The 20,559-nt window shown below is 71.2% G+C and carries 15 protein-coding genes and 3 pseudogenes; 11 read left to right on the plus strand and 7 right to left on the minus strand.

The window, feature by feature from the left end; genetic code table 11:
• Window positions 1-465: pseudogene (locus tag ACIRP7_RS33170) on the minus strand (AraC family transcriptional regulator); the annotation flags it as partial.
• A gap of 266 nt (window positions 466-731) precedes the next feature.
• On the opposite strand from ACIRP7_RS33170, the pseudogene ACIRP7_RS33175 reads away from it, so the two are divergent.
• Window positions 732-917: pseudogene (locus tag ACIRP7_RS33175) on the plus strand (hypothetical protein); the annotation flags it as partial.
• A gap of 117 nt (window positions 918-1,034) precedes the next feature.
• Here the strand turns inward: ACIRP7_RS33175 and ACIRP7_RS33180 are convergent.
• On the minus strand, window positions 1,035-3,479 hold the full coding sequence (locus ACIRP7_RS33180) for a SpoIIE family protein phosphatase (RefSeq protein ID WP_403666835.1): 2,445 nt from the start codon (window positions 3,477-3,479) through the stop codon (window positions 1,035-1,037).
• A 137-nt stretch (window positions 3,480-3,616) separates the two neighbouring features.
• Between ACIRP7_RS33180 and ACIRP7_RS33185 the strand changes: the two genes are divergently transcribed.
• The 3 genes from ACIRP7_RS33185 to ACIRP7_RS33195 all read left to right on the plus strand — a co-directional run bounded on the left by ACIRP7_RS33185 (window position 3,617) and on the right by ACIRP7_RS33195 (window position 8,617).
• Window positions 3,617-5,080 carry a benzaldehyde dehydrogenase gene (locus ACIRP7_RS33185; RefSeq protein ID WP_403666838.1) on the plus strand — a complete coding sequence of 488 codons (1,464 nt, stop codon included), beginning with the start codon at window positions 3,617-3,619 and terminating at the stop codon, window positions 5,078-5,080.
• Between the two features lie 1,052 nt (window positions 5,081-6,132).
• Window positions 6,133-6,990: a hypothetical protein gene (locus ACIRP7_RS33190; RefSeq protein ID WP_403666840.1), complete on the plus strand. Its 858-nt coding sequence runs from the start codon at window positions 6,133-6,135 to the stop codon at window positions 6,988-6,990.
• Window positions 6,991-7,873: 883 nt separating this feature from the next.
• Window positions 7,874-8,617: a DUF4232 domain-containing protein gene (locus ACIRP7_RS33195; RefSeq protein ID WP_403666843.1), complete on the plus strand. Its 744-nt coding sequence runs from the start codon at window positions 7,874-7,876 to the stop codon at window positions 8,615-8,617.
• A 31-nt stretch (window positions 8,618-8,648) separates the two neighbouring features.
• Here ACIRP7_RS33195 and ACIRP7_RS33200 read toward each other — a convergent pair.
• A pseudogene (locus ACIRP7_RS33200) lies at window positions 8,649-8,909 on the minus strand (transposase); the annotation flags it as partial.
• Window positions 8,910-9,060: 151 nt separating this feature from the next.
• Window positions 9,061-9,309 carry a hypothetical protein gene (locus ACIRP7_RS33205; RefSeq protein WP_403666846.1) on the minus strand — a complete coding sequence of 83 codons (249 nt, stop codon included), beginning with the start codon at window positions 9,307-9,309 and terminating at the stop codon, window positions 9,061-9,063.
• Window positions 9,310-9,494: 185 nt separating this feature from the next.
• Here ACIRP7_RS33205 and ACIRP7_RS33210 point away from each other — a divergent pair, with 185 nt between their 5' ends.
• The 5 genes from ACIRP7_RS33210 (at window position 9,495) to ACIRP7_RS33230 (ending at window position 16,384) form a co-directional block, all read left to right on the plus strand.
• Complete coding sequence (locus ACIRP7_RS33210) at window positions 9,495-11,873, plus strand: MMPL family transporter (protein WP_403666848.1); 2,379 nt, start codon at window positions 9,495-9,497, stop codon at window positions 11,871-11,873.
• A gap of 162 nt (window positions 11,874-12,035) precedes the next feature.
• On the plus strand, window positions 12,036-13,367 hold the full coding sequence (locus ACIRP7_RS33215) for a sensor histidine kinase (protein WP_403666851.1): 1,332 nt from the start codon (window positions 12,036-12,038) through the stop codon (window positions 13,365-13,367).
• On the plus strand, window positions 13,328-14,278 hold the full coding sequence (locus ACIRP7_RS33220; protein WP_403666854.1) for an SGNH/GDSL hydrolase family protein: 951 nt from the start codon (window positions 13,328-13,330) through the stop codon (window positions 14,276-14,278). The genes ACIRP7_RS33215 and ACIRP7_RS33220 overlap by 40 nt, the downstream gene beginning before the upstream one ends.
• 133 nt (window positions 14,279-14,411) lie before the next feature.
• A complete protein-coding gene (locus tag ACIRP7_RS33225) occupies window positions 14,412-15,731 on the plus strand; it encodes a sensor histidine kinase (RefSeq protein WP_403666856.1) in 1,320 nt (439 codons plus the stop codon).
• Window positions 15,728-16,384 (plus strand): response regulator, encoded by a 657-nt coding sequence (locus ACIRP7_RS33230; RefSeq protein ID WP_403666859.1) that lies wholly within the window; start codon window positions 15,728-15,730, stop codon window positions 16,382-16,384. The genes ACIRP7_RS33225 and ACIRP7_RS33230 overlap by 4 nt, the downstream gene beginning before the upstream one ends.
• Here the strand turns inward: ACIRP7_RS33230 and ACIRP7_RS33235 are convergent.
• Window positions 16,289-16,969, minus strand: coding sequence for a DedA family protein (locus tag ACIRP7_RS33235; protein WP_403666861.1), 681 nt, complete (start codon window positions 16,967-16,969; stop codon window positions 16,289-16,291). The two genes, ACIRP7_RS33230 and ACIRP7_RS33235, sit on opposite strands and share 96 nt — an antisense overlap.
• Window positions 16,966-17,691, minus strand: coding sequence for a class I SAM-dependent methyltransferase (locus ACIRP7_RS33240; RefSeq protein ID WP_403666864.1), 726 nt, complete (start codon window positions 17,689-17,691; stop codon window positions 16,966-16,968). Before ACIRP7_RS33240 ends, ACIRP7_RS33235 begins: the two co-directional genes overlap by 4 nt.
• A 123-nt stretch (window positions 17,692-17,814) precedes the next feature.
• Between ACIRP7_RS33240 and ACIRP7_RS33245 the strand changes: the two genes are divergently transcribed.
• Window positions 17,815-18,969 carry a sensor histidine kinase gene (locus tag ACIRP7_RS33245; RefSeq protein ID WP_403667291.1) on the plus strand — a complete coding sequence of 385 codons (1,155 nt, stop codon included), beginning with the start codon at window positions 17,815-17,817 and terminating at the stop codon, window positions 18,967-18,969.
• Window positions 18,966-19,616: a response regulator gene (locus tag ACIRP7_RS33250; protein ID WP_403666867.1), complete on the plus strand. Its 651-nt coding sequence runs from the start codon at window positions 18,966-18,968 to the stop codon at window positions 19,614-19,616. The genes ACIRP7_RS33245 and ACIRP7_RS33250 overlap by 4 nt, the downstream gene beginning before the upstream one ends.
• 21 nt (window positions 19,617-19,637) lie before the next feature.
• On the opposite strand, the gene ACIRP7_RS33255 is transcribed toward ACIRP7_RS33250, so the two are convergent.
• Window positions 19,638-20,558, minus strand: a complete 921-nt coding sequence (locus tag ACIRP7_RS33255) for an SDR family oxidoreductase (protein WP_403666870.1) — start codon at window positions 20,556-20,558, stop codon at window positions 19,638-19,640.
• Window position 20,559: the final 1 nt, after the last annotated feature.

Below are 20,559 nucleotides of genomic sequence, written 5' to 3' on the forward strand. Positions count from 1 at the left end.
GATGCCTGGGGAGTTGGCCAGGCGCAGCAGCAGTGATTCGAGCAGGCTGCGGCGCAGGGCGTGGTGGATGTCGAGGGGGCGGCGTCCCAGTGCGCGGTGTTCGTCCAGGAGTTGGAGTGCCGTCTGGTGGAGCCAGGCGGTGTCGTCGGGGTGCGGGCTGAGCACGGCAGGGGCCTCGTGCGCGGTGAGCGGGGCCAGAAGTCGGGCGAGGTCAGGTCGCAGCACGTCCGGTTCGAACAGGATGAACGGGCCGCGGGCCGCGCCGGGCGGATGCCAGCACTGCGCGTGCCCGGGACGCACCCACAGCCACTGGCCGGGGGTGACGGTCCGCGTGACGTGGTCGACGTCGTGCAGCAGCTCGCCCTCGGTGACGGCGATGAGGTAGTGGAAGGTGGCACGGCCCGGACGGGGTGGGTTCCACGGCCAGTCGTCGTGCTGGGCGAAGAAGTCCTCGACGGTGCTCACCTCAAGGCCGTACGGGGTACCGACCGGGGGCTGAAAACCGTAGAGCGGAACCGCAGCTGGTCCGGCCTGCCTGCTCGGCCCGGAGTGTCGCTATTCGACCATCACGCGTCCGCAGCCTACCGCCCCTCCCGTCGGCTTCGAAGAAGGGATGGGACTGCCACCACGCCCGCGTGGCGCGCGCCCTTCGCCTCCTTCGATGCCACAGTCCGTCACCACCCGAGAAGGCCGACCACCCATGAACGGATCGGCCCTGCCCAAGGCCACCACTGACTCCGCGGAGGAACTCCCAGGCCCACCCACGCGCCATCCAGCAGGCCCTCGCCGCCTGGGACGTGTACGAGCGACTCGGTTCTCCCGAGGGCGAGTTGGCGATCGCCCAGGCCGTCGTCCACCTCGCCACCGCCCCCAAGTCCATCGCCGTCCACCGCGGCTTCAACGCCGCACACCGACCAGCCCGGCATGAAAGACCTCGGCTACGGCAAGGAGCGGGCTGGGCGGTCGCCGACCACATGCGCGCCGATGGCCATCGCCTCGTCCGGCTGCGGATACTGCGCGGAGGGCGATGTCATTCAGGCCGTGGGGAGGACCTGTTCGGCCCAGATCGTCTTGCCGTCGTAGGTCTGGCGGGTGCCCCAGCCCTGGGTGAGCTGGGCCACGAGGAGCAGGCCGCGGCCGCCTTCGTCGAAGGTGCGGGCACGGCGCAGGTGGGGGGCGGTGTTGCTGGCGTCGGAGACTTCGCAGATGAGGTTGCGGTCCCGGATGAGCCGGAGCTGGATGGGGGCGCCGCCGTAGCGGATGGCGTTGGTGACGAGTTCGCTGACGACCAGTTCGGTGACGAAGGCGGCCTCGTCCAGGCCCCAGGTGGCCAGCTGCCGACGTGTGTTCTTACGGGTCTCGGCGACCGCTGCGGGATCCGCCGGCACGTCCCAGGTGGCGACATGTGCCGCGTCCAGGGCGCGGGTGCGGGCTATCAGCAGCGCCACATCGTCGGCGGGGCGGTCGGGGAGAAGCCTTTGGATCACGGTGTCGCAGGTGTCCTCCAAGGACGCGGCCGGCCGGGCCAGCACCTCGCGCAGCGCGTCGAGGCCTTCGTCGATGTCGCGGCCACGCTCCTCGACGAGACCGTCGGTGTACAGCGCGAGAAGGCTGCCTTCGGGCAGTTCGATCTCGGTGGCTTCGAAGGGCAGGCCGCCGAGCCCCAGCGGCGGACCCGCGGGGATGTCGGGAAACTCCACGGTGCCGTCCGGCGTCGCCACCGCGGGTGCGGGGTGGCCCGCGCGAGCCATGGTGCAGCGTCGGGAGACCGGGTCGTAGACGGCGTACAGACAGGTCGCGCCGATGTCGCCGACGGTGTCGGCTGTGGTTTCGGCCTCGGCGGACAGGCGGATCACCAGGTCGTCCAGGTGGGTCAGCAGCTCGTCGGGCGGGAGGTCGACATCGGCGAGGGTGCGTACGGCGGTGCGCAGCCGTCCCATGGTGGCCGAGGCATGAATGCCGTGGCCGACGACGTCGCCGACGACGAGTGCGACCCGGGCGCCGGACAACGGGATCACATCGAACCAGTCGCCGCCGACGCCGGCCTGCGTGCTGGTGGGCAGGTAACGGGAGGCGGCGTCGACGGCGGCCTGTGGAGGCAGCCGTTGCGGCAGGAGACTGCTCTGCAGGGTGAGGGAGGTGCGGCGCTCACGGTCGTAGCGGCGGGCGTTGTCGATGCAGACCGCGGCCCTGGCGGTGATCTCCTCGCCGAGGAGCAGGTCGTCCCGCTCGAAGGGTTCCGGGCGCCGGTGGCGGGAGTACGTCGCCACGCCGAGAGTGATGCCGCGGGCGCGCATCGGCACGGCCAGCACCGAGTGGAAGCCAAAGCGTCGCATCCGTTCGGCCCGGTCCGGGGTCTGGCTCGCCACCCGGTCCATCGCGGAAGCGGTCACGTTCTCGATCAGCGGTCGGCCGGTGCTCAGGCACCTGGCCGCGGTCGACTCGTCGGGGTAGGCGGCCACTGTTCCGCGCTCCACCACGACCTCGGGGCAGCCCTCCAGGACCGACTGGTAGGCGACACGGCGCAGCATGACCGGGCTGGGCGGCGAGCTGGCGCGTGGGTCGTCGCCGCCTTCGATGGCGGGAAGCAGGTCGACGGTGACGAAGTCCGCGAGGTGCGGAATGGAGACGTCGGCCAGTTCCTGCGCGGTCCGGGCCAGATCCAGGGTGCTGCCGATGCGGATACTGGCCTCGTTGAGCAGGGCCAGACGCCGTCGGGCCAGGTGCTCCTCGGTCACGTTGGAGGCGGAGAGAAGCACGCCCCGTACCGTCCCCCCGGCGTCCTTCACGGGGGTGAGCGACGTCGACCAGATGCTCTCGCTCCTGTGGCCCGCCAGGCGCAGGACCTGCTGCAGATGCTGCTGTTCTCCGGTCTCCAGCGCCCGCCGCATGCACTGTTCCGTCCGGTCGCCCTCCGAGTCGACCACGATCTCCGACACCCGAAGCCCCTGCATCGCCGCTTCGGGCAGGCCGATCACCCGCTCCATGTCCGCGTTCGCCCGCCGCAGCCGCAGACCGGTGTCGTAGAGCGCCGACGTGGCCGGGGACTGGGTGAACGCCCACCTCAGCAGCGCGTTGTCCTGGAGGGGCGACGGCGGCCGGGCCAGGGGGGAGACCAGGAGCCACTCGTCGCCCCCGTCGTCATCGGAGTGGGGTTCCCGGCGGTGGGCCAGCAGGTTCACTGTGAGGTGGTGGCCGTCCGAGTGCAGGAGAGTCGCCGCCCCGTTCCACCTCGGCAGCGTGTGCAGGGAGCGCAGCGCCTCCAAGGGCGGCTCCGCGGCGAGCAACGGCGCCGCGAGCCGGCCGATGACCTCCGCGGACCGGTATCCGAGCAGTCGCCGTGCGCCCTCGCTCCACCCGGTCACAATGCCGTGGGGATCCACGGTGGCTCTGGCCGTGGCCGACTCGTCGACGGGGTCCTCCGGCCGCAAGGCCGCCCGATCGTCGTCGGCGGCTTCAGAACCCGTCATCACGTTCATCCGCCCTCACCTCGGTCTTTCCACCGTGCGTCCCGGCCCGGCCGCGAGCAACCGACAGGGAAGTGGTTGAACATATAAGCTTAACAAGGTCATAAGTCTCAAAAGGCTACCAATGTATCGATGATGGGGGTCCTGCCATGACTGCCACCAGCGAGGGGACATGGCCGGACGCGGCCGATTGGACCGGGAAGATCTACAGCGGCGGCTGGCGGCAGTCCGGGGGCGGGACCCAGCCGGTGACCGAACCGGCGACGGGGGAGCGGCTGGCGGAGGTGGGTGTGGCGGCGCCCGCGGATGTCGCCCGGGCCGGCGCCCTGGCCGCCCGGGCTCAGCGGGCCTGGGCCGAGACGGCACCTCAGGAGCGCGCCGAGGTGCTGCTCCGTACCGCCCGGGCACTGCGCGACCACAGCGGGGACGTCCGCCAGTGGATCGTCAGGGAGTCCGGAGGCGTCCCGGCGAAGGGCGACTACGAGATCGCGGCCGGACTCAGTCAGCTGTCGCAGGCCGCCGGGCTCGCCTCGCTGCCTCGCGGCGAGATCCTGAGCCCCTCGACGCCGGGCCGGACCAGTTGTGCGTGGCGGGTACCGCTGGGTGTGGTCGGCGTCATCAACCCCTGGAACGCCCCCCTGCTGTTCGCCATGCGGGCCCTCGCGCCCGCCCTTGTGCTGGGCAACGCCGTCCTGCTCAAACCCGATCCCCACACGCCGGTGTCCGGCGGCGTCGTCGTGGCGCGGCTGTTCGAGGAGGCCGGACTGCCCGAGGGGCTGCTGCACGTCCTGCCGGGAGGCCCCGGCACCGGTGAGGCGGTCGTGGCCGATCCGCACGTCGCCATGGTCGTGTTCACCGGGTCCACCCGGGCGGGACGGGCGGTGGCCCGGGCCGCGGGCGACGGGCTCAAGCGGGTGGCCCTGGAACTGGGCGGCAAGAACTCGATCGTCGTGCTCGACGACGCGGACATCGACGCCGCCGCGGCGGCCGGGGCGATGAGTTCCTTCGGCTATCAGGGGCAGGCCTGCGTCGCCGCCGGACGTCATCTGGTGCACGCCGACATCATGGAGCCGTACACCGAGGCACTGATCGGACAGGCCGACGCGCTGCGGGTCGGCGACCCCCGCGAGGAGGGTGTGGCCCTCGGTCCCGTGATCAGCGAGCGCCAGGCGGCGAACATCGAACGCATCGTGGACGAGAGCGTGGCCGCCGGGGCACGGGTGCTGGCCGGCGGACGCCGCGACGGGCTGTTCTACCCGCCCACCGTCCTGGACCACGTCGCGCGGACCATGCCCGCCTTTACCGAGGAGATCTTCGGGCCGGTCGCCCCTGTCGTCGCCTTCCGTACCGACGCGGAGGCCATCGAGGTCGCCAACGACACCGTGTACGGCCTCACAGCGGCCGTGCACTCCCGTTCGGTGCCGCGGGCCGCGGCCATCGCCGACCAGTTGCGCACCGGCATGGTGCACCTCAACGACGTCTCTGCCAAGGACGCCGCGAACGCCCCCTTCGGCGGAATGGGAGCATCGGGCAACGGCTCCCGCATCGGCGGCACCGCCAATCTGGAGCAGTTCACCCAGTGGCGCTGGATGACGGTGGCCGAGGGGGTCTGACGGGCCGCTCGTTCGGTGGTCGGTGGCGGCAGGGCTTGTGCCTGTACGCCCATGAGGAGGCGGCCTCGTCGTCACGCGTCGGTATGACGACCCGTACAGGAACCCGAGGGGCTCGGAGCCGTCGACGTGGGGATCGGCGGACGAGAACCATGCCTCCCTGGGCAAGCCGACGGACTCGGTGACCGGCTTGGACCTGCCCCGGGGCGCACAACTACGACCCGTCCTGGGGCGCTTCCTCATGCCCGACCCGCTGTTCCAGGCGGCGACCAGAACCAGACGGGCGGGTACACGTACGCGGCGGACAACCCGGCGAGCGGCTCGGATCCGACCGAGTTCGACGGCTGGTGTCGCGTACCCGGGCCGAAAGACCCCGTCGTGCCGGTCATCGCGCCGGGAGAACCGAGACGCCGCCCCCTGGAGCAAGTACGACAGGGGTGTCCGAACGAGCCCTTCGCCGGCCCCCTCTCTCACTCCGCCGTATCCGACCGGGGCGTCCCGCTGCCACGACAACTGCCCGCCGGGGCCCAACGGCCCGCTCTGCGCCGGAAGATCACCGTGCAGGTCGAGTTCTGGAAGCCGGTGTACGGAGTCGCGAACGGCGCCGACGGCGAACGCCTCTCGGCGGAACGTGACCCGACTAATGCTTCGACATCAGCCGGGGTGAACGCGTCGAGCTCCATGCGGACGCGAGCGCCGAGCGGAAGATCACCGCCGCCCTGTCTGCGTCCTCCTGTGCGGCGGACCGCAGCCCCTCGCCCCTGGGCGTCGCGTGGACTTCCGGTCGCAGCGGGTCGCCGACCACGAACTGTCCCGGCCCTTGGCACCGCAGGTGTGCGGCCCGGACGGCAAGCCCACCGGCGACCCGGCCGATGTACCCGCACCGGGCTCCCGGCGGACGGACTTCTACCCGACGAACTCTGCCCGACAGCCCTCTGCCCGCGCCCTGAGCCCCTCCGCGGGATCCGGGCATGCACCGAATCTTCACCACATCAACAGACCTTGTCATAAGGTCAGTTCGGCAGGGCCACCCGACCTCACCTTGGGGGATTCACATGCGTATACCCACTGCGGCCACCGTCCTTTCCGGCGCCGTCGCACTCTCCGCGCTCGTTCTTCCGGGCGCCGCCCAGGCAGCGGAGCACCCTGGGGCGGCGACGGATCTCAGAGTCTTCGCCTCGCAGAACGTCCGGCCGCAGGACGCGCTGGGCGGCACGACATTCAAGGACGGAGTCGTCAACAAGGGCAAAGACATCGTTCTCGGCGTAACGGGCAAGAAGGCCGTTCCTGTCACGTTCACCGCCTTCGACGAGGAAGGCGTAGCCATCACCCAGGCGTTCCTGTGGCAGGGCACCGACAGTTCGAGCACGGACACCATCACCGGCAGCCTGGAGTCGGACGACTACCCCACCTGCACGGAGACGCCGGTCGAGAACGGCTACAGCTACAGCTGCAAGACGGTCTTCACCATCGACCCCGCGGTCGCCTTCAAGGACGGCAACGGCACCGCGGGGACCTGGAAACTCTTCCTGGGCGCCTACGACCTCTACACGAACGCCAGTTACGACGACGACGTCGCCAGGACCAAGATCAAGCGGGCCGCCAAGCTGACCGCCAACGCCACCCCGGAGCCGGTGAAGAAGGGCAAGACCATCACGGTCACCGGCAAGCTGAGCCGCGCCAACTGGGCCACCGGGAAGTACGCGGGATACACGAACCAGCCGGTGAAGTTGCAGTTCCGCAAGAAGGGCAGCAACACCTACACCACCCTCAAGACGGTCAAGACGAACAGCACCGGCGCCCTGAGCACCACCACCAAGGCCGGCTCCGACGGCTACTACCGCTTCGTGTTCGCCGGCACCACCACAACCGGCTCCGCGACGGCGCCCGGCGACTTCGTCGACGTCAGGTAGGCGGCTTCCCGGCCGGGGCGGCGGTGGCCGGTTCGCAAAGACTCACCGATCACCGCCGAGGGCACCTGGACCAGGCTCAGTCCTTGCTCCGCGCGGGCGTCTCCGAACGGCTCCCGGCGCGGTGGCGGGCCATCAGTGTGGCCGGGGCGGTACGTGAGGAGACCCCGGTCTTGTGGAAAGCGCGGAGACAGGGGGCTCTACGGTACGCCGGCTGACGTAGAGCCGGTCCGCTCCGATGGCCTGGCTGGTGAGCCCGCGCGCCACCAGTTCGTGGTGGCGATCTCGAGGCGCCCCCTGAGCCAGGCACGCGTGGCGCCCCGGCCATGGCCCGCCGCCGCTTCCAACGGGGCGCCGAACAGCAGGGAGTGGACCTCCCGGAAGACCGCGCAGTGGCGGGCGCCTCGGAGCCCGTCTCTTCTCGGGGTGAGGAGGGTCTCCTCGTCGACGAGGGCCTGCGTGGCGATGCGGTCTCTCGCCGAGAACGCCGAGCACGTGGAACTGCACCTGATGCCCGGCTACAGGCCTGAATTGATTCCCGACGAGCTATTGAACGCTGATCCGAAGCACCACGTCCACGCAGCCCGAGCCACCTCAGCCGACGCCGGCCACGTCCGCTACACGATCCAGTAGGAAAGCCATCAGTTCCGGCTCAACAAAAGAGCCGTGGTCAGCCCCGCACTCATTCCCCATGTCCCGGCGGGCAGATCGACTCTCATCTTCAGCAGCGGCTCTCGGCGTCATGGTCACGCCACGGCTGCCGGTTCGTGCGAGGGCTGTAACAAACGCGGGCCGATGGTCACCCGGCTCCCTCAAGTGGCAAGACTGGCCATGTCGCGTACACATCGACCGACTTCGGGTCGGTCACGGGGGAAGAGGAAACGGCATGAACTCGAAGACGGTCGGAGCCGGCTCATCGCGTCGGGGCCTGCGTGGCGCCGTCCTGGGCGCGACCATGGTCGCGGCTCTGTTGACGGTCACCGCCTGCCAGCCCTCCGGGGATGACGACAAGTCAGCCGCATCGCCGACCGCCGCCCGCTCGGGCTCCGCCTCGGCCGGGGGGAGTACGTCGGAGAGCACCGAGCCCTCGGGCGACTCCGGGACCGGCAGCAGCAGCACGACGGGCGCGGGCACCGGGGACAGCGGCGAGACCGGCGGCGGCAACGGCACCGCGTACGCCGACTGCCAGGTCGCCGGGCTCAACACCGCGGTCGAGCTCCAGGACGGTTCAGGGGAGACCCCCCGCCACTTCCTGCTGACCGTCACCAACAGCACCAGGACGCCGTGCGTCCTCAACGACGCGCCGCAGGTGCGGCTCAAGGCCGGCAACGACGCCCCGATCGTCGATACGCTCGGAGAGCCGGACACCGAACCCGTCGTCGTCGAGGGAGGCGGCAAGGCGTACGCCGGCCTGTACGTCTTCGGCAACGACGAGGGCGGCGAGGCGGAGTACGACCAGTCCGACCGTTTCACCGCCACCCTGGTCGCCGGCGAGGGCACCGAACTGAGCGGCACGCTCATCTTCGACCTGCCCGACGGTCTCGACACCGTCTCCGTCGACGACGCGGCGCGGGTGAACGGCTGGGCCGGCACCGAAGGACTGGCGATGCGCCCGATCATCCAGCTCTGAGCTGTGGCGCGGGGGACCGCCGCACGCCCTCGGCGAGGCCGCGCCACTGCTTCAGGCGGTTGACGCACCGCTCGACCGCGTTGCGCTGCTCGTCGCTCGCGCGGTCGAAGGCCGGTGACCTGCTGCCGCGGCTGCCCCGACGTAGCCGGTGTCCGCGCTGGTCGGCGGGGACGGGGATCACCGCCCGGATGCCGCGCTTGCGCAGGTGCTCGCGGATCGCGCGGGAGGAATACGCCTTGTCGGCCAGTCCGGCGGTGAGGCGATGGACGACGGTCGCTGGGTGCTGATCCATCGCCTCGACGCGGTACCGGAGGACGCCGACCGAGTGGGTATCGAGATACTCCGGGGAAGCCGGACTGCTCCGTAGCCCACGGCCCCGCTGACCGTGACATCGTTCCTGGGACGCGGCGACGGCACAGGGCAGCGCATTGTCGGCCTGGTCGTCAGTGCGGGAAGCGGCGGGGCGGGCGAGTCACTGTGGCTTCGCGGAACTCGGCAATCCGCGAATGGACTTGGCGCATCAGGTGGGTGTCCTCGATCCGGTCCAGGTAGAGGCAGCGGGCTGCCAGGCCCGGGAGGTCGAAGGCGAAGTACAGGGACATCAGCGGGTTCTCAGCGCTGAGGCTGCCGTCGCGCTCCTGATCCACCAGGACCGCCACCCCTGCCGGCCCGCTGCCGGATCGGTACGTCACCTTCCCCCGCACTCGCAAGCTGCTCAAGCAGCTGCAGCGGTGCTCCTAGTACTGGGGTACTAACCGGCCCCGCCGGATTCGGTTCCGCGGTACGGGATGGTCGGCCGTTACCGCTCCTAGGTTGAGATCGCGGGTCAGTCAGGACCGGCTCACCCAATGATCCCTTCTCCTGGTGGGAGTACTCCGTGGCCACCTTCCTCTATCGGCTCGGCCGGCTGGCGTTCCGGCGACGACGGGTCGTCGTGATGCTGTGGGTCGCCGTCCTGGCCGCCATCGGCATCGGCGCCATGACTGCGCCCGGCACCTCCTCAGGGGCCCTGAGCGTTCCCGGCACCCAGTCGCAGCAGGCGATCGACCTGCTGCGGAAGGAGTTCCCGCAGGCCTCCGCCGACGGCGCCACCGCGCGTGTGGTGTTCGAGGCGCCCAGCGGGCAGAAGCTGACCTCCGCCGCCAACAGGGCCGAGGTCGAGTCCCTGGTGGCGAGGCTGGAGAAGTCGCCGCAAGTATCGGGCGTCACCGATCCCTTCAGCAGCGGCCTGGTCAGCAGGTCGGGCACCATCGCCTACACCCAGGTGTCCTACGAGGTCGCCCAGTCCGACGTCAGCGGGGCGGCGCACGCCGTCCAGACCGAGGTCGTCGCCCAGGGCGAGAAGGCGGGTCTGAAGGTGAGCCTGGGCGGCAACGCCGTCGAGAACAAGGCGACCAGCAAGGCCGCCGAGCTGATCGGCGTCGGGGTCGCCGCCGTCGTCCTGGTGATCACCTTCGGCTCGATGATCGCGGCCGGACTGCCCCTGCTCACCGCGATCCTCGGGGTGGCCGCGGCCGTTCTGTCGGTCACGCTCGCCACGCACTTCTTCGACCTGGCCTCGTCCTCCACGACCCTGGCACTGATGCTCGGTCTGGCCGTCGCCATCGACTACGCCCTGTTCATCGTCTCCCGGTACCGCAACGAGATCCGCGACGGCCACGAACCCGAGGAAGCCTGCGGACGTGCCCTGGGCACCGCCGGGTCTGCGGTCGTCTTCGCCGGCCTGACCGTGATCGTCGCGCTCAGCGGCCTGACCGTCATCGGCATCGGCACGCTCACCTCCATGGGCCTGGCCTCCGCCTTCGCCGTGGCCGTCGCCGTGATCATCGCGCTGACCCTGCTGCCCGCCGTCCTCGGCTTCGCCGGCCCGCGGATCATGAAGGGCAGGCTGCACACCCGCCGTATGAGGGCGCTGGAGCGCGGCGAGGGCGAGTCGATGGGCGTGCGCTGGGCGAAGTTCGTCACCCGCAACCCGGTCAAGGTGCTCGCGGTCTCGGTGGCCGGCCTGGCCCTGCTGGCCATCCCCACGATGTCCCTGAAGATGGCCCTGAACGACGACTCCGGAAAGCCCCCCGGCACCACCCAGCGCATCGCCTACGACACCCTCAGCAAGGGCTTCGGGCCGGGCTTCAACGGCCCGCTCACCGTGGTCGTCGACGCCCGGGGCAGCGACGATCCCAAGGCGGCCGCCCAGGACGCGTACACGATGCTGAGCAAGCTGGACGACGTCGCGGCCGTCCGCCCTCCCTCCTTCAACCAGGCCGGCGACGTGGCCCTGCTCGGCGCCGTCCCCAAGAGCGCCCCCACCAGCGAGGCCACCAAGAACCTCGTGGGCGACATCCGCGACCACGGCGCCGCCCTGCACCAGGAATCCGGTGCCGACCTGATGGTCACCGGCCTGACCGCCGTCAACATCGACGTCAGCACCAAGCTCTCCGACGCCCTCATCCCCTACCTGGCCATCGTCGTCGGGCTGGCCCTGATCCTGCTCCTGCTGGTCTTCCGGTCGATCGTGATCCCGCTCAAGGCCGCCGTCGGCTTCCTGCTCAGCGTGGTCTCGACCCTCGGTGTCCTGGTCGCGGTCTTCCAGTGGGGCTGGCTGAAGGACGTCTTCGGCGTCGACCAGACCGGACCCATCGTCAGCCTGCTGCCCATCCTGCTGATCGGCGTCGTGTTCGGACTCGCCATGGACTACGAGGCCTTCCTCGTCTCCCGGATGCGGGAGGAGTACGTCCACGGCGCCGAACCCACGCAGGCCATCGTGCAGGGCTTCCGGCACAGCGGCCGGGTGGTCACCGCCGCCGCGGTCATCATGATCTCGGTCTTCTCCGGATTCCTCCTCGACGACGCGGCTCTGATCAAGTCCATCGGCCTGGGGCTCGCCGCCGCCGTGTTCTTCGACGCCTTCGTCGTCCGGATGACCATCGTCCCGGCGGTGATGGCCCTGCTCGGCCACCGCTCCTGGACCCTGCCGAAGTGGCTGGACCGCATCCTGCCCAACGTGGACGTCGAGGGCGAGAAACTGCGCCACGCGCTCGAAGCCGAGCAGCCGGACTCCGCGCCCGAACCCGTACTCACCGGTGTCGCCGCCGGGGTGCACTCGGGCTCGGACGACCACGGCACCTCCCATGCCTCCACCGGCGTCCGCGGTTCCGACGCCACGGAGACGCAGGCACCTGCCCAGAAGGCCGACTCGGCGCAGTCGCAGGCACCGGCCCGCAGGAAGCTGATGAAGAACCCCTTGCGCAGGAGTTGACGAGAGCGAGCCGCCGTACCGGCTTGAGCACCGGCGACGTGGCGGCCGACTCGACTCTCACCGGCCGTCCTCCCCGCCCCGCCCGCCGGCCCGATCCCCCCGGGTCGGCGGGCGGCCCGACCCTGCGAAGGGCCCACCCCCGTGCCCGCACCGAGTGCCCCCGTGCCTGCTCCACCCTCGGACGAACGCCAGTTCCTCCAGGCCCTGACGAGCGATCCCGAGCAGCGGGTGATCGCGTCGGTGGTCTCCCGGCTCGCCTCGTGGCGGCGGGCCGACCTGGCCCATCCCCGGGTCCGGCGGTGGGGGGTCCCGGTGTTCTGCCTCGCGGTCGGCAGCGACGCCTACGCCCATCCCCACAACGTCGGCGACCCCCAGCTGCCGATCGTCCTCGCCTTCTGCCTCCCGTTGCTGTGGCGGGAACGTCGGCCCCTGCTCGTCTTCGCCCTCACCACGGCCGTCTCGATCGTGTCCCTTCCTCTCGGTGTGCTGACGGGCGCCGAGTTCGCCCGGGTGGTCGCCCTCTTCAATGTCGGCCGTCACTGCAGCCCACGCCGACTGGCGGTCGCCACCGGCATCACCCTCGTGCAACTGGTCGCATGGGCCTACTTCTTCTGGCGCGGCCGGCAACTGGAGTACGTCACACGTCCCGAGCCCGTGACGTTGATGGTGATGGCTGCGATGGCCGTGATGGCGGCGTTCGCGGCACTGGGCCTGCTCCTCAGGCCCGCCTACGCCTACATCGACACGCTGAAGAAACTACGCGACCAGCAGGCCCGGCTCGCCACCGCGCAGGAACGCGCCCGCGTTTCCAAGGAGATGCACGACATCCTCGGCCACACCCTCGCCGACGGCGCCGCCGCTCTCGCCGAGGCCAAGCCCGAACGTGGCGCCCAGACCCTCCGCCTCATCGGCGTCAGCGGCCGCGACGCCCTGGCCGAACTGAGGCGCCTGCTCGCCGTCATCGACGACGACCAGGACGACCAGGACGGCCGGGACGGATCGCACGGCGTCCCACTCGCCCCGCAGCCCGGCCTCGCCGACCTCGACGCGCTGCTCGACCGGGTCCGCGCCGCCGGCCTGACCGTCGCCCTGCACGCGCACGGCGACCTCACCGGCCTGGCCCCCGGACTCCAGCTGTCCGTCTACCGCATCGTCCAGGAAGCCCTGACCAACACGGTCAAGTACGCCGTCCACGACACCTCGGCCCACGTCTCCCTCGCCGCCGCCCCCGGCACCGTGCGCCTCACCGTCGAGGACACCGGCCCGCCCCGCACCCCACGTGCCCGCCGTGGCCCGACCGGTGGTGGCCGGGGCCTGGTCGGTATGCGCGAGCGCGCCGCCCTCTACCGGGGCGAGGTCACCGCCGGCCCCAACCCGCACGGCGGCTGGACCGTCCACGCCGTCCTCCACGTGCTCGCCCGGTCCAGCACCGCCACGACGACAGGAGAAAACCCATGGGAGCCTACGCACGCGCAGCTCTGGCCGGAATCGTGAGCTGCGGCGTTCTGCTCACCGCCGTCCTCATCGGACGGCCGGACGGCAACCGGGACGGCTTCCGAGACGAGCGACCGCGGCCGGGGCCCTACGTCGCTCTCGGCGACTCCTACACCTCCGGCCCGAAGATCCCCCGACAGTCCGGGACACCGGCCGGCTGCGACCGCTCCGACCACAACTACCCCGCCCTGGTGGCACGCCAACTCGGCGTGCCCGCCGCCGACTTCCATGACGTCAGTTGCAGCGGCGCCACCATCACCGCGCTCACCGCGCCGCAGAAGACGTCCAACGGCACCAACCCCGCCCAGCTCGCGGCCCTCTCGACACGGACGCGACTGGTCACCCTGGGCATCGGCGGCAACGACATCGGCTTCGGCTCGACGGTCACGAAATGCGTCACGATGGGCGCGATGTACCGCGCGACCGGCAGCGGTCGTCTCTTCTCCGACGACGCGCCCTGCGAGAAGCAGTACGTCGACGGCGGCACCGACGAAGTGACACAGAAGATCCAGGCAACCGGCCGAAGGCTTTCCGCGGCGCTGGCCGACATCGAACGTCGCGCGCCGAAGGCCCGGGTCTACGTCGTCGGCTATCCGTCGATCCTGCCCGCCGAAGGGAAGGGCTGCGGCCGGGAGCTGCCCCTCGCACCCGGCGACGCGAACTACCTGCACGACAAGGGGGAGCAGCTCAACACCATGCTGCACGAGCAGGCCGAGGCCGCGGGAGCGACGTACGTCGACACCTACGCCCCGTCCGTCGGCCACGACGCCTGCTCCGCGCAGAAATCCCGCTGGATAGAGCCCCTCCGGCCCAGCAGCCCGGCCGCCGCCGTCCACCCGAACGCGCACGGCGAGCAGGGTATGGCCGCTGCCGTGCTCCACACGATCGCCTCATGGCGGCCGCGAGGATGACGAAACCCCGTACTGAAGTCCGGGCCCGGCAGGCCCCTCCACGCAGGACCTCTTACGATCACGGAAGAGCGATCGGTCCAGGTCGGCGCTCCGTCCCAGGCGCCGCCCGCCCGCACCGCGAAGGGCACAGACCTTGACCCCCACGCCGCCACATGATTCCCGGCCCGAGCTGCCCGAGGCGCTGACCAGCGACGCCGAGCAGCGGGTCATCGTGTCGATCATCGCGTGGCTGTCGTCCTGGCGGTGGGCGGACCGGGCCCACCCCCGGGTCCGGAGGTGGGGCGTACCGCTGTTCTGCGCCGCCCTGGGACTGCCGTCCGTACTCCGTTCCGTCGGCGGACCCGGGGTGGCCGAAGAGCTGGTCCTCACCGTCGCCGTGGCCGTTCCGCTGGTGTGGCGGGAGCGCAGGCCCATGCTGGTCTTCGCGCTCGTCACCGCCGGCGCCGTGCTGACGGAGTCCACCGGATCCCTCCACGGCGCCAACGCCAGTGCCGACGTCGCCCGCATCGTGGCCCTGTTCAACGTCGGCCGCTTCGCCACCCCCGGTCGGCTGCTCATCGCCGTCGCCGTATCCCTGACCCAGCTCGTCGCCTGGGCCGCCACGCTCTGGCGCGACGGGCAGCTGCAGTACGCCGCACGGCCGGAGATCCTCATCCTGCTGGGGGTGGTGACGGTGACGGCCATCGCCGGCCTCGGCCTAGCCACCCGGCTGGTCAACGTCGTCATCGCCGCCCTGCAGAAGGAGAAGGACCAGCAGGCCCGCCTCGCCGTCGCCCAGGAACGCGCCCGCGTCTCCAAGGAGATGCACGACATCCTCGGCCACACCCTCGCCGTGATCGTCGGTCTGGCCGACGGCGCGGCGGGCCTGACCGAGGCGAAGCCGCACCGCGGTGCCGAGACCCTGCGGATCATCGCCGGCAGCGGCCGCAGCGCCCTCGCCGAACTGCGCCGCCTCCTCGCCGTCATCGGCGACGAGAGCGACCGGCCGCACGAGGCCCCGCTCGCCCCGCAGCCCGGCCTGGCCGACCTCGATCCGCTGATCGAACGGGTCCGCGCGGCCGGTACGGCCGTCACCCTCAGCACCGACGGCGACCTCACCGCACCGGCCCCCGGTCTCCAGCTCGCCGTCTACCGCATCGTCCAGGAAGCCCTCACCAACACCCTCAAGTACGCCGCCGCAGACACCTCGGTCAGCGTCCGGGTGTCCGTCGGTTCCGACACGGTCCAGGTCGATGTCGAGGACACCGGCCCCCCGCGGACACCCCGGTCCCGCAGACGGGGCACCGGAAGTGGCCGCGGTCTGGTCGGGATGCGCGAGCGAGCGGCCATCTACCAGGGCCGGGTCACCGCCGGGCCCAACCGCGAGGGCGGCTGGAGCGTCCACGCCCGCCTCCTGACCGCCCCGCCCGCCAACACGACCCCAACGGCAACAAGGGAGCACCCCCGCACATGACCACCGTGCTCATCGTCGACGACCAGGCCCTGCAACGCCTCGGCTTCAGCATGCTCCTGGAACAGCACCCCGACCTCACCCTCATCGGCGAGGCCACCCACGGCGCCGAAGCCGTCCGCAAGGCCGCCGAGCTCAAACCCGACGTCGTCCTCATGGACGTCCGCATGCCCGGCATGGACGGCATCGAGGCCACCAGACGCATCGTCGAGTCCGGCGGCCGCTCCCGCATCCTGGTCCTGACCACCTTCGACCTCGACGAATACGCCTACGACGCCCTGCGCGCCGGGGCCTCCGGGTTCCTGCTGAAGGACGCCATGCCCGACGAACTCGTCGCCGGCATCCGCGCGGTGGCCGCCGGGGACGCCGTCATCTCGCCCGGTCTGACCCGCAAGCTCATCGACGCCTTCGGCAGCCGGCTGCCGGGCCACACGCCCGAACAGCAACGTCAGCTGGGCCGCCTCACCAACCGCGAACGCGAGGTGCTCACCGCCATGGCGACCGGCTGGAGCAACACCGAGATCGCCGAACACCTGTCCCTCGCCGAGTCCACCGTCAAGTCACACGTGAGCAGCATCCTCACCAAGATCGGGGTCCGGGACCGGGTCCAAGCGGTGATCTTCGCCTTCGACACCGGCCTCGTCCGGCCTGCCTGACCATGTCCGCCACAGCAGGACACCCCCGATCACCACCAGCGCGGCCAGGGCGACGGCAGGGCCGCCCAGGGTGAGGACGCGCTGGAGAGAGGTCGCGGCGGCATATCCGACACCGGCTTCCGCCGTGGCCCATACACACGCGGCGACGACGCTGTACGGGGCGATGCGGCGGTAGGGCAGGCCGGTGACGCCCGCGGAGTGCGGGGCGAGGGTGCGCACCACCGGCAGGAAGCGGGCCAGGAAGACCGCCCGGCCGCCGTGGTGCGTCATCAGCGTCTCGGCCCGGTGCCAGGCGGCGCCCGGTATACGACGGCCCATCGGGCCCTGGCGCAGCCGGCCGCCGAGGAACCTGCCGGTGCGGTGTGCGAGGAGGTCGCCCGCCACCACGGCTCCGGCCGCGGCGGCGATGACGAGGGGAAGGCTGAGGGGGCCGGTGCGGGCCAGTGCGCCGGCGGTCAGGAGCAGGGTCAGCGTGGGGATGAAAGCGCCGACGAGAAGGATCGACTCGGCCAGGACGGCGGCGGCCACCACCGCGTACGCCGCGGTCGGCGGGAGGTCGCCGAGGAGTTCGGACAGCGCGTTCACCGCCTCGCCCCGTCGAACTGCGGCTCGGGGTGCTCCGCGGAGAGGAGGGGACGTTGCAGGTGCCAGACGCAGGCCGGGGGCAGGTTGGCCCATACCGTCCAGCGGCCCGTGGCGTACGTCCGCTGGTAGGCGGCCATGATCTCGTCGACGGCGGCGTGCCGGCGGGCCTCGGCTCGCGATGCCGCCAGGGCGCGGGCCCTGCGGGTGCCGAGGTAGGCGAAGTAGGTCAGCGTGCCGCCGGGGTGGAGGAGCTCCAGGTAGCGGGCCATGATCCGCTCGACCTGCGCAGGCCTGAAGTTGGTCAGCGGGAGCCCCGACACGATGACGTCGTACCGCTGGTCGGTGTCGAGCTGCTCGACGTACGTCTGATGCACGGTCACCTGCGCCGGACTGGCAGCCAGGTGCGGGTGCGTGGTGACGAGGTGGCGCAGTCGCGCGGCGAAACGGGGGTTGGCCTCGACGATGTCCAGGCGGCTGCCGCGGGACAGCCGCGGGATCAGGGCACGGGTGACCGGACCGGTGCCGGCACCGGCTTCCAGCACCGCCAGCGGGCGGGGCGCCTGAGCCCGTACCGGCTCGGTGAGCGCGCGGGCCAGGGCCGTACCGCTGGGGGCTATGGCACCCGTGGTGCGCAGATCACGGGCCGCTTCGATCAGGAACATCCAGCCTTCGGCGTTGCGCTGCGCCAGGACACGGTCGTGGGAGGTGGTCCAGTCGTTCATGGAATCGACGCTAGAAAGCCGAGCTCGGGGTTGGATCCGCAGTTCTGCGACGGCGTACCCCTACGAAAGTAGGGGGTGAGCATCGTCGATCGCCGGACGGAACGGCACACCGGCCTGCCTAGCATGGGCCCGGTGAGCAGCAGAGAAGGCCACAGATGGGCGGCCTACGGGCGGGGCGCACTCGTTGCGCTGTGCGTACTGGCCGCCGCGCTGAACGACATCTCGTTCGACGGGCGCCGCCTGGCCCCCGTCATCGCCGCGGCGCTGGTGTGCGGAGTGGCCCTGCTCGTGCCCCGGCTGCGCTGGCCCGTCGCACCGCTGCTGGTCACCGTGGCCACGGCATGGTGGGGATGGCCGTTACTGCCGCTGCTGACGGTCGCCCTGTTCGACCTGGCCATGGATCGCCGGGCGCGGGTGGCGGTGGGATGTGCCGTCGCCGCCCTGGGCGCCAACCTGCTCAGCTACCGGGCCACCTCCCTGTGGACGGCACAGTCCTACGCGTCCACCCTGCTTCTCCCGGTGCTGGCCGTGCTCGTCGGGCTGTGGCGGGGTGGCCGGCGCCGCCTGGTCCAGGCACTGGCGGCCGACGTCGAGCACCTGCGCGTCGAGTCGCAGTTGCGCGAGGAAGCGGCCCGCATCGCGGAACGGTCGCGTATCGCCGCCGAGATGCACGACGTCCTGGCCCACCGCCTGAGCCTGATCGCCCTGCACACCGGCGTGCTGGCCACCAAGGGCGACATGCTGCCCGCCCCGGTCGTCGAACGACTCGGTCTGCTGCGCACGGCGTCCGTCGAAGCCCTCACCGATCTGCGTGACGTACTCGGTGTGCTGCGGGACCCCGACGCCACGCCGGCCAGAGCCGCGCTCCCGCCGGTGATGAGGGAGGTGGGGGAACTGGCGGACGAGGCCCGCGCCGCCGGCCAGCACGTCGAGCTGACCACCGACGGCCGTCCCGAACAGGCGCCCACCACCCACCGCCTGGCCGTGCACCGCGTCGTCCAGGAAGCACTGACCAACGCCCGCAAGCACGCCGACGGTGCTCCGGTGACCGTACGCGTCGACTACCAGCCGCCCGCCACCCTCGTCGAGGTCACCAACCCCGCCGGCACTCCCCGTACGGACACCGTCGGCAGTGGCTACGGACTCGTCGGCCTGCGCGAACGCGTCACCGCCCTCGGCGGCCGGCTGAACGCCGGACCGGCCGGAGCGGGCGCGTGGCGCGTGGCCGCCCGCATCCCCCACCCCCTCGGCACCGAGCAGAACGGCACCCCCACATGATCCGCGCCATGATCGTCGACGATGACGCCCTGGTCCGCCTCGGCCTGACCGACCTCCTCGAAGGCGACCCCGGCATCGAGGTTGTGGCCCAGGCCGCCGACGGACTGCAGGCCCTCGAGCTGGCCGCCGCACACCGCATCGACGTGGCCCTCGTCGACGTACGGATGCCCCGCATGGACGGCATCACCGCCACGACCCGGCTACGGGCCCTCCCGCACCCCCCGAAGGTGATCACCCTGACCACCTTCGACCTCGACGAATACGTCTACGACGCCCTCGCCGCCGGAGCCGACGGGTTCCTCCTCAAGGACACCGACCCCGCCGAGATCCTGCGGGCCGTCCACCTGGTGGCCGCCGGGTCGGCCATGCTCCACCCCACCGCTGCCCGGCGTCTCATCGACCGCTACCACGCCACGAAACAGCCCCAAGTCACAGCCGCCCAGGCCCGGTTGAAGCGGCTCACACCCCGCGAACGGGACGTGCTCGCGCTGCTCGCCCAGGGCGACACCAACGCCGACATCGCCACCCGACTCGCCATGCGCGAGAGCACCGTCAAGGCACACGTGAGCCGCATCCTGACCGCACTGGAGGTCACCAACCGCGTCCAGGCCGCCCTCGTGGCCCGCGACGCCGGCCTCACCACCTGACCGCAACGGCGTGCGGGCCCGTCACCGGTGCCGTGCCGTGCCCAGCTCGTCGGTGTACCGGGCGAGGGTGTCCTCGGCCGTGGGTACGGGTCCGAACAGCTGCTGCTGGCGGCGGGTGTCGGCGACGTAGCGGCCGGTGTCGAACCAGCTGAACATCGCGGCCATGTCCTTGACGAGGGGCAGGAAGCGGCCGGCGACGGCACCCGCGGCACGGGCGACGACGGAGGGGACGGCCCACACCTTGATCTTCTTTCCGGCCCGTCTGCCCATCAGGTCGGCCATCTCGCGCATGCTGACCGGACGGTCCCAGCCGATGTCGACGCGCTCACCGTCGGTGGCCTCGGCGTCGACGGCGGCGGCCAGGTATGCCGCGAGCTCGGAGGTGTGGACGAAGGTCAGCGGGACGGTGGCCTTGCCGATCCATGTCAGGCGGCCCTTGTCGATCGGGTCGCCCGCCATGGTCGCGATCTGGTCGAGGAACGCTCCCGGCCGCAGTGCGACGAACGGGACGCCGAGCTGTTCGAGTCTGTCCTCGGCGAGCTTCTTGTGCCAGAAGTGCGGGACCTGGGGCGTCTGGTCGCTGGTGAGGATGCTGGTCAGGACGAACCGCCGGATGCCGGAGCGGTGGGCGGCCTCGGCGAGGTTGGCGTTGCCGACGGTGTCGATGTCGTGCGCGTTCTTGCCGCCGCGGGTGTAGCCGGCGGCGGTGGTGATGACGGCGTCGGCGCCGTTCATGGCGGCGACGAGCGAGTCGAGGTCGAGCATGTCGCCGCGGGCGATCTCGACACCCCGCTTTTCGAGCCTGCTCGCGTCGGTGGTCGGCCGGACCAGGGCGCGGACGTTCTTGCCGCGCACCAGGAGTTCGTCGACGACCTTGCCGCCGAGGGAGCCGGTCGCGCCGACGACGAGGACGGGGAGGGGGGAAGGGCGGGGGGAGGTCATG

This window comes from Streptomyces sp. NPDC102270, from assembly GCF_044766405.1.
Taxonomy (GTDB): domain Bacteria; phylum Actinomycetota; class Actinomycetes; order Streptomycetales; family Streptomycetaceae; genus Streptomyces.